Genomic DNA, 13,129 nt, shown 5'->3' with positions numbered 1-13,129 from the left:
AAACAGGAACAGTGCAAGAGGAGGTAGAATCATGCTAGTGTCGAAGAAAGAAATCGAAGTGCGCTATGCAGAAACCGATCAGATGGGCGTTGTGTATCATGCTAACTATTTAGTATGGATGGAAATAGGTCGAACGCAGTTTATTAGTGATTTAGGTTTTAGCTATGCACAAATGGAAAGAGACGGTGTGCTGTCGCCAGTTATTGATATACAGGCTTCATATAAAAAGCCGCTTCATTATGGCGAGACAGCTGTAGTACATACTTGGGTTGAGAACTATGACGGTCTACGCGTTGTGTACGGCTACGAAATTTTCAATTCAAATGAAGAACTTGCGTTAACAGGAACATCGTCACACGTATGTGTGAAAAAAGAAAACTTTAAGCCTATTTCGATTCGCCGTAATTATCCGGAATGGCATAAAGCCTATGAAGATGCCAAAAAGCAAGGTTAAGCGCAAGAATAAAAAGCATCGATAAATCGATGCTTTTTTTCTTACGCTTCGTAATGAAAGTCAGGTTCTTTTGTTTCTTCATTATAATTTACGGTCAAATCATGACCGTCAAAGTACCAAAGGTCTTCATCTTCTACGAAGAATGTTAAACCGTCAACTTTTGTTTCAACGCCAACGTTTTTAGGAGAATCTGTGTTTACACCTAAAGAAAAACCTTTTTGAACGTTGCTGCATCCGCCGTAGCGAACAAAAAAGCGAATTGTTTCGTTTCCTTCTAGCATCATTTCATCTTTGTACCACGTAGCTGCTGCTTCTGTTACTGTTAATTTCATTAATTATGCTCCTTCCAATACTGCGGATACATTTATTATAGTAGAAAGGTAGATAAATTACCAATATATACGAATCCAGCTAGGAAGGAATGTGATAAAATAAAATAAAACGATTTAATATAGAGGTGAAGGCTTCATTTCTATATTAAATCGTTTCATTCTTTCATTTGAAATCATATTGTTTTCCAATGGTTTCCCAGCAGTGAACGCAGTAGCGGCTTCCTTCTAGCTGTGAATCCATTTTCTTATTTCGTTTGCAAATAGGGCATTTTTTCTTCACATCATTCACCTCCTTATTTTAGTATCAGTATAACTAATAAATAAGAAATGTATTCGCTTACAAAGTGGTTGTAAAAAAAGAAATAAGAGGAAGCTCCTCTTATTTCTTTTTGCCTGACAAAAATGTGACTTTCGGTTCTGTTTTGTTGAGAATTCGGGTAATGTTTGCGCGGTGTCTGTAAATGACAAAGGCTACAATTAAACCAATAATCATAATAAGCATGTAGTCTTGCTTAAATAGCGTGTAGATAAAGGTTAATACCCCGGTAACCATTGATGACAGTGATACATACTTCGTTATGTATAAGCAGATAAAAAAACATAATAGTACGAAAACAAATAAAAGAGGTTCATAACATAAAATCACTCCGGCGGACGTGGCAACAGCTTTCCCGCCTTTAAATTTCGCGAAAACAGGAAAAATATGACCAATGACAGCAAATAAACCAATGAAGAGAATGTTTTGATTCGTATTAAATAAAAGCGGTAAAGAAGCTGCTAGGGTTCCTTTTAGAATGTCTCCCAGCGTAACGATAATTCCGGCTTTTACACCCAATGTACGAAAGGAGTTGGTGCCGCCTAAATTGCCGCTTCCATGCTCTCGTATATCGATGCCGTATCCTAGTTTTCCAACAACTAGTCCAAAAGGAATAGAGCCCAAGATATAGGCAAGAATAGGTAATAAATAATTCATGTTTGAAAGCTCCTTTATTTCTATATCGTTTCTATTTTACCATGAGATACTTAAAAAAACATAGCTAGTTTTGGGTGAGAGACAATTATTTTAAAAAAAGAAGACGTTTACAAAAATAGAGAAAACGGGTACTATATGCAGGAAATCAACTGTAAATCGCGAATGTTGTTCAGTACATATTATATAGCTAAGAGAGGTAATAGACATGTCCATTAAAATTCCTTCCCGCCAAGAGCTTGGTAAAATATTAAAAAAAAGCAAGCGCATTGCTGTAGTAGGTTTATCAGATAACCCTCATCGAACATCTTATATGGTTTCAGAAGCCATGCAGCAGCAAGGTTACGAGATTATTCCGGTGAACCCGACAATAAACTCAGCGCTTGGCGTAAAAGCCGTATCTTCATTAAAAGAAATTGAAGGACATATTGATATCGTTAATGTATTTCGCCGCTCTGAGCATTTGCTTGAAGTTGCAGAAGAGTTTTTAGAAGTAGACGCAGACGTATTTTGGGCACAATCTGGTTTAATTAATGAAGAAGCATATGACCTGCTCGCTAAAAAAGGGTATACTGTAGTTATGGATCGTTGTATAAAAGTTGAGCATGCTTTAACAAAGTAAGATCTATAAGCAGAACAACCAACCCATGCACACTGCTTGCATGGGTTTCACCATGCGTTGAAATAGTAAGAGCGTTTCCGCTACAATAGACGTTAGACAGCTAGCTTTATAATGCTTATAATCCATGAATACACAAGATATTGCTTTTATAATACGGAAATTTGTGCTAAAATCTTGTAAGTACGCAAAAATAGAAACATACGTTCTGTTAGTGCGAACACTATAAAATTAAAAGATAGGATACATGATCATTTATTCTTAGACACGAAGCGCAAACGTTTGTGTTTCATACATAATGTAGTAATGTTCGTTGTGATGAAAGGGGTAGTATGAATGGCTCGGAAACAACAATTTAATTATAATGAAGACGCAATTCAAGTACTAGAAGGATTAGATGCCGTTCGTAAACGTCCTGGTATGTATATTGGAAGTACGGATACACGAGGTCTGCATCATTTAGTATATGAAATCGTCGACAACTCTGTCGATGAAGCTCTAGCAGGCTACGGAGAAGAAATTATTGTAACCATTCACAAAGATAATTCAATTTCTGTACAAGATAAAGGTCGAGGTATGCCAACGGGCATGCATAAACTAGGAAAACCAACGCCTGAAGTTATTTTAACCATCTTGCATGCAGGAGGTAAATTCGGACAGGGTGGATATAAAACAAGCGGAGGCTTACACGGAGTAGGTGCATCTGTTGTAAATGCGCTGTCTGAATGGTTGACGGTAACCATTCATAGAGATGGATTTATTTATGAACAGCGTTTTGAAAATGGAGGAAAGCCGGTTACGACGCTAGAAAAAATAGGGAAAACGAAAAAAACGGGAACAACGATTCATTTCAAACCGGATGCCACGATCTTTTCAACAACTGTGTATAATTATGATACGCTGTGTGAACGGCTCCGCGAATCGGCTTTCCTGTTAAAAGGATTCAAAATAGAGTTAATCGATAAAAGACATGATCGTCACGATATCTTTCATTATGAAACGGGTATTCAAGCCTTCGTTTCATATTTAAATGAAGAAAAAGATTCACTTCATCCAGTCGTCTTTTTTGAAGGGATTCATCATAATATTGAAGTTGAATTTGCCTTTCAATTTAATGATGGTTATTCTGAAACCATTTTATCATTCGTTAATAATGTTCGTACCAAGGATGGCGGAACGCATGAGTCCGGTGCAAAAAGCGCTATGACGCGTGCATTTAATGAATACGCCCGTAAAGTAAGCCTGCTAAAAGAAAAAGACAAAAACTTAGAAGGAACGGATATACGAGAAGGCTTGGGAGCCATCGTTTCCGTTAGAATACCTGAAGAGTTGCTTCAGTTTGAAGGACAAACAAAAGGAAAGTTAGGTACAAGTGAAGCTCGTTCGTCCGTAGATTCAGTTATTTCTGAAAAACTTGCCTATTTCTTAGAAGAAAACCCGGACGTAAGCTCTCTTCTTGTAAAAAAAGCAATCAAAGCTGCTCAAGCGCGTGAAGCAGCACGAAAGGCAAGAGAAGATGCAAGAAACGGGAAGAAACGAAAGCGTCAAGAAACCGTTTTAAGCGGAAAGTTAACGCCTGCGCAATCAAGAAATCCTCAGCGAAACGAACTGTACTTAGTCGAAGGGGATTCCGCTGGAGGTTCAGCAAAACAAGGAAGGGATCGCCGCTTTCAAGCTGTGCTGCCACTGCGAGGGAAGGTTATCAATACCGAAAAAGCCAAGCTTCAAGATATTTTTAAAAACGAAGAAATTAGTACGATCATCCACGCGATAGGCGGAGGAGTAGGAGCAGATTTCACCATCGATGATATTAACTACGATAAAATAGTCATCATGACCGATGCGGATACGGATGGCGCTCATATTCAAGTGCTTCTGCTAACGTTTTTCTACCGCTATATGAAACCGCTTGTGGAAGCAGGAAAAGTATTTATTGCTCTTCCACCGCTCTACAAAGTAAGTAAAGGGTCAGGTAAAAAAGAAGTGGTTGAATATTCATGGAGTGACGAAGAATTGCAAGGTGCAATTGACAAGGTAGGAAGAGGCTATATGATTCAGCGCTACAAAGGTCTCGGTGAAATGAACGCAGATCAGCTTTGGGAAACAACAATGAACCCAGAGACGCGTACGCTGATTCGTGTTCGTATTGATGATGCTGCCCGCGCTGATCGTCGTGTGACCACTTTGATGGGCGATAAAGTAGAACCTCGCAGAAAATGGATTGAAAGCAACGTAGCGTTTGGATTAGAAGAAGATCCAAATATTTTAGATAATGAAAATGTATTAACGGTCGCAGAGGAGGACGTACAATGACACAAACAGAACGCTTTTTAGATTTACCTCTTGAGGATGTACTAGGCGACCGTTTTGGTCGATACAGTAAATATATTATTCAAGAGCGCGCATTGCCGGATGCAAGAGACGGGTTAAAACCCGTTCAGCGCCGTATTTTATATGCAATGCACGTAGATGGAAATACAGCAGAAAAAGGGTTTCGCAAGTCAGCTAAAACTGTAGGAAACGTAATTGGTAACTATCACCCTCATGGTGATTCATCTGTATATGATGCCATGGTTCGAATGAGTCAAGAATGGAAAGTTAGAAATGTATTAATCGAAATGCACGGAAACAACGGAAGTATTGATGGAGATCCCCCAGCAGCAATGCGTTATACAGAAGCGCGCCTTTCATCGATTGCTGCAGAACTTCTACGAGATATTGACAAACAAACGGTTGAGTTTGTGTCTAACTTCGATGATACAAGCAGCGAACCAACTGTGTTACCGGCTATGTTTCCTAACTTGCTAGTGAATGGATCCACGGGTATTTCAGCTGGTTATGCTACGGAACTTCCTCCCCATCATTTAGGTGAAGTAATTGACGCAACGATCATGCGAATTGATAAACCAACGTGTACAATTGAAGAGTTGATGACGGCTATTCAAGGTCCTGATTTTCCTACGGGGGGAATCATTCAAGGTGTAGACGGAATTAAGAAAGCCTACGAGACAGGTAAAGGGAAAATTATTATTCGCGGAAAAACGGAAGTGGAGTCCATTCGCGGCGGAAAACAGCAAATTGTTATTACGGAAATTCCATTTGAAGTAAATAAAGCCAACCTTGTTAAGAAAATGGATGAGCTTCGTTTAGATAAAAAAGTGGAAGGCATTGCTGAAGTTCGCGATGAAACGGATCGTACCGGCCTGCGTATCGTAGTAGAACTAAAAAAAGATGCAAATGCTCAAGGAGTACTTCACTTCCTTTATAAAAATACAGATCTGCAAGTACCGTATAATTTTAACATGGTTGCTATTGCTAAAAAGCGACCAAAGCTTATGAGTTTACCTAACATTCTTGATGCTTATATTGATCATCAAAGAGAAGTGGTAACAAATCGTTCTAAATACGAACTGCAAAAAGCACGTGAACGCGAACATATTGTAGCAGGATTGATTAAAGCGCTGTCGATTTTAGATGAAGTTATTGCAACTATTAGAGCTTCTAAAGATAAGCGCGATGCTAAAAATAATTTAATTGCTAAATATGAATTTACAGAACCTCAAGCAGAAGCGATTGTGTCGCTTCAATTATACCGCTTGACAAACACGGACATTACAGCTCTACAGGCGGAAGCTGAAGAGCTAGGTGCTAAAATTAACGAGTTAGAAGAAATCTTACATAGCGAGAAAAAACTTTTTAATGTAATCAAAAAAGAATTACGCCGTGTAAAAAAGCAATACAGTACAGAACGCCGCTCAAAAATTGAAGCAGAAATCGAAGAAATTAAGATTAATCTAGAAGTGATGGTTCCATCTGAAGAAGTGATGGTAACAGTCACAAAAGACGGATACGTAAAACGAACAAGTCTTCGTTCTTACGCCGCGTCTAACGGGCAAGACTTCGGTATGAAAGATACGGACCGAATTTTAGCGAAATATGAAATTAATACAACCGAAACACTGCTCATCTTCACAAACAAAGGGAACTATTTATATATGCCAGTGCACGAACTTCCTGATATCAGGTGGAAAGACATGGGGCAGCATATCATGAACATTGTTCCAATTGATAAAGAAGAGCAAATTGTACGGGCGATACCGGTAAAAGAATTTAAAGAAAATCAGTATCTGCTTTTCTTTACGAAAAATGGTATGGTCAAAAAATCCGAATTACTTCAATATAAAGCACAGCGCTACTCCAAAGCTCTTGTCGCCGTTAATTTAAAAGGCGATGATGAAGTAGTCGATGTATATCAAACGGATGGTAAAAAACAAGTGTTTATTGCCACTCGCTCTGGCTATGGACTGCGTTTCCGGGAAGAAGAAATCAATATTGTAGGAACTCGCGCTTCTGGTGTAAAAGGAATTAACTTAAAAGACGAGGATTATGTTGTAAGCGGCGTTGTCTTCGATGAAGATGAAGCTCTATCAACGGAATTATTTATCGCCACGCAGCGAGGAGCTGTGAAAAAGACAAAAATTACTGAGTTTGAAGAATCAGCACGAGCAAAACGAGGGCTAGTGATGGTCCGAGAACTGAAATCTAATCCGCATCAAATTGCAAAAGTAAAAGTAATCTCTAAAGAACATTACATGATAGTGGAATCATCTAAAGGTCAGATCGAGCAAGTTGATCCATCTACAATGCGAGCTAGCGACCGATACAGCAACGGTTCATTCGTATTGGACCAAAGCGAAGCTGGCAATTTAGTTGATGTGTGGCTGGAAGAAAAATAACAAAAAAAGTAGTAAAGTTTTAAAGCTTTACTACTTTTTTTGTCTGATATCTTTTAAATAAACTATGTTCTAAATAAACAACATAAAAATTTTACCTACTCCTTATAACAGATAAACATTATATACCTCCTACACAAGCCTCTAAGAAACTTTTGAATGTTCCAATTGTCCTGCACATATATATATAAGAACTACTAGGAGGTGTTATAGATGAACTATTTTATTCACGTAACTCCTAAGACTAAACTTTTTGTACGGGATATTGGAAAAGGGGAACCCGTTCTTTTCCTTCACGGGTGGCCTGTTAACGCTAAAATGTACGAATACCAATTTACAACGTTGCCGGCCCGCGGTATTCGATGTATCGCTCCTGATCTTCGCGGATTCGGAAAGTCAGATGCGCCTTTCGCCGGCTATTCTTATAATCAATTAGCAGATGATATTCGCATGTTAGTAGAAAGACTGGAGCTGAAAAATTATACGCTCGTAGGCTTTTCTATGGGGGGAGCCATTGCCATTCGATATATGAGCAGACATTTAGGATATGGCGTGAAGAAGTTAATTTTATTAGGAGCAGCGGCTCCAAGCTTTATTCAAAAAACTGATTTTCCATATGGACTTCCTTCTGAAGAAGTAAATACAATTATTCAAAATACGTATAGAGATCGCCCTAACATGCTTGAAGAGTTTGGCAAAAAGTTTTTTAATCAGCCTACCAGCTCAGCTTTTAAAGGGTGGTTTCAAGATTTAGGTTTAGAGGCATCCGGTCATGGAACGATTAAAACTGCGGTGTCTTTACGAGACGAAGACTTACGGGAAGATTTGAGTCAAATTTTTGCTGAGACATATATATTACACGGAAAAAAAGATCAAATTTGTCCATTTGATCTTGCAAAAGTTATGAATCGTCATATTTCATTTTCTACACTTCTTCCATTTGAAAATAGTGGACACGGTCTTTTTTATGATGAACGTGAGAAAGTAAATGACACTCTTATTGAACTCATCGCTCAAAGCTCAGCCTATAAGTAAGGATATACATTTAAAACCGAATTGGCAGCCAAATAAAAAAAGTAAAAAACCTGCACCTAACGTAATGAAGCGAAGAAGTTTAGGCGTGATAAATTTTCTTGTAAAATGAATGCTGCTGGCAATATTTAAATTCCAAAGAAGGATTCCAGAGATAATAAAGAAACTGTGAAAAAAGACTGATAGCCACGTTTGACTTTGGAGGCTTTCGCTTAAGCTTGACCCAAATACACCAAACCAAAATACAATATTTAAAGGGTTCATAAGAGCAATGAAGAAACCTGTAAAAAACGACTTATCTCTTTTAATAGAGGGTTTATTTACATCTATTGAAAAGGAACGAGAAACAGCTTGTTTCATACTTTGAAAGCCAACAAACGTAAGCATGACAAAGCCAGTTGCATACAGGGAAACAGTAACAGCATGCATCTGAACAAAAGGCGTTAACCCTATTAAAATGAGGAGCATAAATAAAATATCGGCCGTCATGCCTCCCAAACCAACTAGCCAAGAAGCCCAAAATCCTTTTGTCAGCCCTTTTTTAATCATCTCTATATTAATTGGACCTACCGGTGCTGCGAGACTAATACCTAGAATTATTTGTTTTATAGCAATCAAAAACCACTCCACAAACACAGCCTCCTTTCTAACTTGTCCAATAGTAGCTTATATATATATAGATTAGAGTTTTATAATTTAGAAGCGGCATTTAGTTAAAAATGCTCATAAACTTTCTTTTCTTTAATACACATGTAACGTTGAGTTCCATAAGGAGGGTTTTAATGGCATCAAAAATGCTTTTTCGAGCCAATGAGATTTTAGAGTCAACGCATGTCCCATTTTGGGGAAAAGATGCTTTTCAATATTTCCGAAGCGATATATTATCAGAAGAAAATCCATTTCCTTGTATATTAGGGGTAGAAGGCTTTAAAAAAGATTTACTGCGGTTTTCATTTGTGACTACTCCTTATAACTACCAAGATATTAGGAATGCAGCGTTGGCACTTAGAGAATACATAGATACGTTCAAGACCATAGGTCGCTATACATCCTTTGTGTTATTCTTTAAGCCTGAACATAAAGAACGTTCAATGGAAGAGTACGAAACGATGTTTTGGGATACGCTGACGTTTCTTCATCAAATTGATCAAAAGAAATGGCCGCAAGACATTCCAAAAGACCCAAAAGATGCATTATGGGAATTTTGCTTTCACGGAGAACCTATTTTTGTCGTCTGTAATACGCCTGCTCATTCTTTACGTAAAAGCCGTAAGAGCAGAGGATTTATGATTACATTTCAACCTCGGTGGGTGTTTGAAGGTATGACAGGAGATTCAAAAATAGGGCGGCACATACAAAAGGTGGTCCGCGATCGGTTAAAAACATATGATGACGTATCTGCTCACCCTGAGTTAGGATGGTATGGACGGCAGGAAAACCGAGAGTGGAAGCAATATTTTTTACATGATGATAACAACTATACTACCGGACAGTGTCCGTTTAAATTAAAAAGGAGTGAGCAGCATGGACGTAAAAAAAGCCTCTATTAAAAAAGGAGTTGGCGGAAAGTTTGAAGAAGTAATTAAAGAACTGCTTCCGGCGTATACTGGATACGTTGAAGTACAGCACGATATTGCTTTTCAAACGCACCCATCTCATACCCATCCAACTGATGAAATTCTTCATATACTTGAAGGATCTATTTACTTTACAGTTGAACATGATACGGTTCTATGTCAGGCAGGAGATCGAATACATTTACCGAAACAAACGGTTCATTCCTCAAAAGCCGGTCCTGATGGGTGCACATACGTTATTTCCATTTTAAAATAAAGATGAAAGAAGATGATGCTTATGCTACGTTCCCGGCCAGTTCTGCTGCTTATCGATGTACAAGAAGGATTTTATTCACCACAGTGGGGGGAAAGAAACAACCTAGATGCAGAAAAACATATGCTGACGCTACTGCAAGCATGGAGGCGCCAAAATTATCCTGTCATTCACGTACAGCATGCATCGGAAAATCCAGATTCTCCTTTACACCCAAGTTCGAAGGGATTTCAGTTCAAAGAAGGGTTTGGTCCACAAGAAGACGAATACTTAATTCGCAAACACGTGAACAGCTGCTTCATTGGAACAGAGCTAGACAGTTATTTAAAAGCAAATGGCTATGATACGCTTATCTTAATAGGATTAACTACTAATCACTGCGTCTCTACGACTGCCCGCATGGCTGAAAATCTAGGGTACAGGACGTACGTTGTAAACGATGCAACAGCTTGCTTTGATGGTATGTCCTACGATGGAAAAACAAGGCTTCCTGCAGAAGATGTACATACATTCGCATTGTCTTCTTTGCATGGGGAGTTTGCAACGGTCGTTTCTACAAAAGAGACACTTCAAGTTCTTCAAACCTTTCAATATGCTCAAAATCATAACTGATGTGCATGCGCACATCGGTTTTTTATGTAGATTATGTTTCTTAAAAGAAGTAAAATAAAGATAATTCTATACTATAAGGAGTTTGTACATATGATCATTCGTTATGCTAAAGAAGAAGATTTACCTATGCTTGTTGAAATTTATAACCAGTCTGTTCAAGCAAGTGCTGCTACTTTTGATTTAACGCCTGTAACAGTAGAGCAAAGAAGGAGCTGGTTTGATAATCATATTAGCAATGAACTCTTTCCGCTTATTGTCGCGGAAAGAGACGGGGTAGTAGCAGGCTATGCTTCGCTTTCTTCTTATCGAGATAAAGAAGCGTACATTCAAACGGTAGAGCTATCGATTTATATTGATAAAAATCAACAGGGGCATGGTATTGGAAAACAGCTTATGAAGCGGATTTTGGAATTGGCTAAAGAACTCAACCATCACGTTGTCATTTCAGGAATTACAAAAGGGAATGATATCAGTGTCAAAATGCATAAGCAATTTAATTTTACATTTTGCGGAGAATTTAAAGAAGTAGGCTGGAAATTCGATCAGTGGCAAGATGTGCTTTTTTATCAGCTTATTTTATAAGATGTATGACACCTTTACACATTGTAACGTTTTAGTTTAATGTGTAAAGGTTATTAAAATAATAAGTCATTTTATTATTTTAATACGAAAGGTGTTAGCTATCATGAATACACATTTTCAATATCAGCATATAAGAGCTATTCCAAAAAGATGGTCCAAAAAAGAACTGCATATCCAGCTGAATAGAATCAAACACAATTCTGAACTATCTACTATAGCAGCAGATCCGCTTTTTCATCTGTTAGAATGTACCCATTCGGGCCTTCAAACTAAACAAGAAATCATAGACTACATCCAAAGCATTCCTACTCATCAACTTCCATCTTTTGTAACCCATTTAAGCAGGTTAGTTCAGCGTATTTATTATATAGAAGCTGCTGATTACTGTAATCGTCCCCTCAAAGGTTATATGCTTGTTATGAAAAATCAGCCCGCCTATATATCTCTTCATTTTGCTGATCAGATCACATAAAAAAAGCTCTCTATTCAAAAGAATAGAGAGCTTTTTTTATTCGTATTTTTTCACTGTTACTTGGCATTCTTTTAACGGAATAAGTTTTGACTTTTTCGTCCATTTGTATCCTAACCAAACAATTAAGAATAAAGGAAGTCCGATATAAGAAACAAGTACACCGTACCAGTCAATCGAATCACCCATAAACGCCGAATAGTTTTGACCTAAAATAACAACAGCACATAAAATAAAGGCAAAGATAGGACCAAACGGGAAAAGTTTTGCATGATATGGAAGTTCATTCAAATCATGACCTTGGGCAACAAATGCTCTTCTAAAACGATAGTGGCTGATGGCAATTCCTAACCAAGCAATAAAACCAGACATACCAGAAGCGTTAAGTAACCACGTGTATACCGCACCGTCTCCAAAAAATGAAGCGCCAAATGCAAGTGTACCGACAAGTGCCGTTGCAATTAAAGCATTCACCGGAACGCCTCGTTTATTTACTTTTGCTAAGAACCTTGGTGCTTTTCCATCTTTCGCTAAGTTCCACAGCATACGCGTAGAAGCATACATACCTGAGTTACCAGCAGATAAAACGGCTGTTAAAATAACGGCATTGATAGCTGATGCTGCAAACGCCAGACCTGCTCGTTCGAATATTAAAGTAAATGGACTTACTCGCACATCATCACTTGCTAATGAATCGGCTGTGTATGGAATAAGCATCCCGATAACAAAAATAGCTAAAATATAAAATAACAAGATGCGCCAGAAGACTTGTTTAACTGCGCGAGGAACCGTTTTTTCCGGATCTTCACTTTCTCCAGCTGCGACTCCAAGCAACTCTGTTCCTTGAAATGAAAAACCAGCAGCCATAAAAATACCTAAGACAGTAAAGAATCCACCGTGAATGGGTCCATCACCAAGCGTGAAGTTTTTAAACCCTGGTGCTTCATTGTTAAAGATACCAAAAATCATCATAATGCCAATAACTAAAAAGATGATAACCGTTACTACTTTAATTAACGAAAACCAAAATTCAGATTCACCAAATCCTTTTACAGAAAGGTAGTTAAGCCCAAACATAATTAATAAAAACAGGGCACTCCATAAAATAGAAGAAGAGTTTGGGAACCAAAATTTCATAATAAGGGCTCCAGCAGATAATTCAGCTGCAATCGTAATAGCCCAGTTATACCAATAGTTCCAGCCGAGAGCGAAACCAAAGGATGGATCTACAAACCGAGACGCATACGTACTAAACGAACCAGCTTCAGGCATATAAGCTGCGAGCTCCGCTAGGCTGGTCATCAAAAAGTAAACCATGACACCAATGATAGCGTAAGCTAAAAGCGCTCCCCCAGGTCCTGCTGTGTGAATTGCTCCACCACTTGCTAGGAATAAGCCGGTTCCGATGGCTCCTCCTAATGAAATCATCGTTAAGTGGCGAGATTTCAACCCACGTTTTAATTCTTGCTGCTCTTGCATAGATAAATACTCCTTTC

At 38.3% G+C, this 13,129-nt stretch carries 14 protein-coding genes; 10 read left to right on the top strand and 4 right to left on the bottom strand.

The window, feature by feature from the left end; genetic code table 11:
* Positions 1-31 precede the first annotated feature (31 nt).
* The gene (locus tag POF52_RS20710; protein ID WP_028408348.1) at positions 32-454 is read left to right on the top strand and encodes an acyl-CoA thioesterase; all 423 of its coding nucleotides are present in this window, start codon (positions 32-34) and stop codon (positions 452-454) included.
* Between the two features lie 41 nt (positions 455-495).
* Here the strand turns inward: POF52_RS20710 and POF52_RS20705 are convergent, their stop codons facing one another.
* A complete protein-coding gene (locus POF52_RS20705) occupies positions 496-786 on the bottom strand; it encodes a HesB/YadR/YfhF family protein (protein ID WP_013057245.1) in 291 nt (96 codons plus the stop codon).
* 379 nt (positions 787-1,165) lie between these two features.
* The gene (gene plsY / locus POF52_RS20700; RefSeq protein ID WP_043982828.1) at positions 1,166-1,759 is read right to left on the bottom strand and encodes a glycerol-3-phosphate 1-O-acyltransferase PlsY; all 594 of its coding nucleotides are present in this window, start codon (positions 1,757-1,759) and stop codon (positions 1,166-1,168) included.
* 205 nt (positions 1,760-1,964) lie between these two features.
* Here plsY and POF52_RS20695 point away from each other — a divergent pair, with 205 nt between their 5' ends.
* The 4 genes from POF52_RS20695 to POF52_RS20680 all read left to right on the top strand — a co-directional run bounded on the left by POF52_RS20695 (position 1,965) and on the right by POF52_RS20680 (position 8,143).
* On the top strand, positions 1,965-2,378 hold the full coding sequence (locus POF52_RS20695; protein WP_013057242.1) for a CoA-binding protein: 414 nt from the start codon (positions 1,965-1,967) through the stop codon (positions 2,376-2,378).
* 333 nt (positions 2,379-2,711) lie between these two features.
* Positions 2,712-4,688, top strand: a complete 1,977-nt coding sequence (parE, locus tag POF52_RS20690; protein ID WP_043982827.1) for a DNA topoisomerase IV subunit B — start codon at positions 2,712-2,714, stop codon at positions 4,686-4,688.
* The gene (gene parC, locus POF52_RS20685) at positions 4,685-7,111 is read left to right on the top strand and encodes a DNA topoisomerase IV subunit A (RefSeq protein ID WP_271994524.1); all 2,427 of its coding nucleotides are present in this window, start codon (positions 4,685-4,687) and stop codon (positions 7,109-7,111) included. The genes parE and parC overlap by 4 nt, the downstream gene beginning before the upstream one ends.
* A 210-nt stretch (positions 7,112-7,321) precedes the next feature.
* Entirely contained in the window at positions 7,322-8,143 is an 822-nt protein-coding gene (locus POF52_RS20680) for an alpha/beta fold hydrolase (protein ID WP_271994522.1), read from the top strand.
* Here the strand turns inward: POF52_RS20680 and POF52_RS20675 are convergent.
* On the bottom strand, positions 8,129-8,770 hold the full coding sequence (locus tag POF52_RS20675; protein ID WP_271994520.1) for a LysE family transporter: 642 nt from the start codon (positions 8,768-8,770) through the stop codon (positions 8,129-8,131). The two genes, POF52_RS20680 and POF52_RS20675, sit on opposite strands and share 15 nt — an antisense overlap.
* Before the next feature lie 152 nt (positions 8,771-8,922).
* On the opposite strand from POF52_RS20675, the gene POF52_RS20670 reads away from it, so the two are divergent.
* The 5 genes from POF52_RS20670 (at position 8,923) to POF52_RS20650 (ending at position 11,636) form a co-directional block, all read left to right on the top strand.
* Positions 8,923-9,690, top strand: coding sequence for a YqcI/YcgG family protein (locus POF52_RS20670; RefSeq protein ID WP_271994518.1), 768 nt, complete (start codon positions 8,923-8,925; stop codon positions 9,688-9,690).
* Entirely contained in the window at positions 9,665-9,973 is a 309-nt protein-coding gene (locus tag POF52_RS20665; protein ID WP_034651653.1) for a cupin domain-containing protein, read from the top strand. The genes POF52_RS20670 and POF52_RS20665 overlap by 26 nt, the downstream gene beginning before the upstream one ends.
* Before the next feature lie 21 nt (positions 9,974-9,994).
* On the top strand, positions 9,995-10,582 hold the full coding sequence (locus POF52_RS20660) for a cysteine hydrolase family protein (protein WP_271994826.1): 588 nt from the start codon (positions 9,995-9,997) through the stop codon (positions 10,580-10,582).
* A 90-nt stretch (positions 10,583-10,672) separates the two neighbouring features.
* Entirely contained in the window at positions 10,673-11,164 is a 492-nt protein-coding gene (locus POF52_RS20655) for a GNAT family N-acetyltransferase (RefSeq protein ID WP_016764305.1), read from the top strand.
* 103 nt (positions 11,165-11,267) lie between these two features.
* The gene (locus tag POF52_RS20650; RefSeq protein WP_016764304.1) at positions 11,268-11,636 is read left to right on the top strand and encodes a hypothetical protein; all 369 of its coding nucleotides are present in this window, start codon (positions 11,268-11,270) and stop codon (positions 11,634-11,636) included.
* Positions 11,637-11,672: 36 nt separating this feature from the next.
* Here POF52_RS20650 and POF52_RS20645 read toward each other — a convergent pair whose 3' ends face one another.
* Positions 11,673-13,112 (bottom strand): amino acid permease, encoded by a 1,440-nt coding sequence (locus POF52_RS20645; RefSeq protein WP_075421643.1) that lies wholly within the window; start codon positions 13,110-13,112, stop codon positions 11,673-11,675.
* Positions 13,113-13,129: the final 17 nt, after the last annotated feature.

The sequence above is a fragment of the Priestia sp. AB genome, assembly GCF_028369225.1.
GTDB classification, from domain to species: Bacteria; Bacillota; Bacilli; order Bacillales; family Bacillaceae_H; genus Priestia; species Priestia megaterium.
Note: the sequence above shows the minus strand (reverse complement) of the source record. Positions and strands in the feature narration are given on the sequence as shown.

What these genes read in the sequence shown, in the direction of transcription:
- POF52_RS20645 (WP_075421643.1), bottom strand. Translation starts at nt 13,112, where the DNA reads ATGCAAGAGCAGCAAGAATTAAAACGTGGGTTGAAATCTCGCCACTTA.
- parE (WP_043982827.1), top strand. Translation starts at nt 2,712, where the DNA reads ATGGCTCGGAAACAACAATTTAATTATAATGAAGACGCAATTCAAGTA.
- POF52_RS20660 (WP_271994826.1), top strand. Translation starts at nt 9,995, where the DNA reads ATGCTACGTTCCCGGCCAGTTCTGCTGCTTATCGATGTACAAGAAGGA.
- POF52_RS20705 (WP_013057245.1), bottom strand. Translation starts at nt 786, where the DNA reads ATGAAATTAACAGTAACAGAAGCAGCAGCTACGTGGTACAAAGATGAA.
- POF52_RS20670 (WP_271994518.1), top strand. Translation starts at nt 8,923, where the DNA reads ATGGCATCAAAAATGCTTTTTCGAGCCAATGAGATTTTAGAGTCAACG.
- POF52_RS20680 (WP_271994522.1), top strand. Translation starts at nt 7,322, where the DNA reads ATGAACTATTTTATTCACGTAACTCCTAAGACTAAACTTTTTGTACGG.
- parC (WP_271994524.1), top strand. Translation starts at nt 4,685, where the DNA reads ATGACACAAACAGAACGCTTTTTAGATTTACCTCTTGAGGATGTACTA.
- POF52_RS20665 (WP_034651653.1), top strand. Translation starts at nt 9,665, where the DNA reads ATGGACGTAAAAAAAGCCTCTATTAAAAAAGGAGTTGGCGGAAAGTTT.
- POF52_RS20695 (WP_013057242.1), top strand. Translation starts at nt 1,965, where the DNA reads ATGTCCATTAAAATTCCTTCCCGCCAAGAGCTTGGTAAAATATTAAAA.
- POF52_RS20650 (WP_016764304.1), top strand. Translation starts at nt 11,268, where the DNA reads ATGAATACACATTTTCAATATCAGCATATAAGAGCTATTCCAAAAAGA.
- POF52_RS20710 (WP_028408348.1), top strand. Translation starts at nt 32, where the DNA reads ATGCTAGTGTCGAAGAAAGAAATCGAAGTGCGCTATGCAGAAACCGAT.
- POF52_RS20655 (WP_016764305.1), top strand. Translation starts at nt 10,673, where the DNA reads ATGATCATTCGTTATGCTAAAGAAGAAGATTTACCTATGCTTGTTGAA.
- plsY (WP_043982828.1), bottom strand. Translation starts at nt 1,759, where the DNA reads ATGAATTATTTATTACCTATTCTTGCCTATATCTTGGGCTCTATTCCT.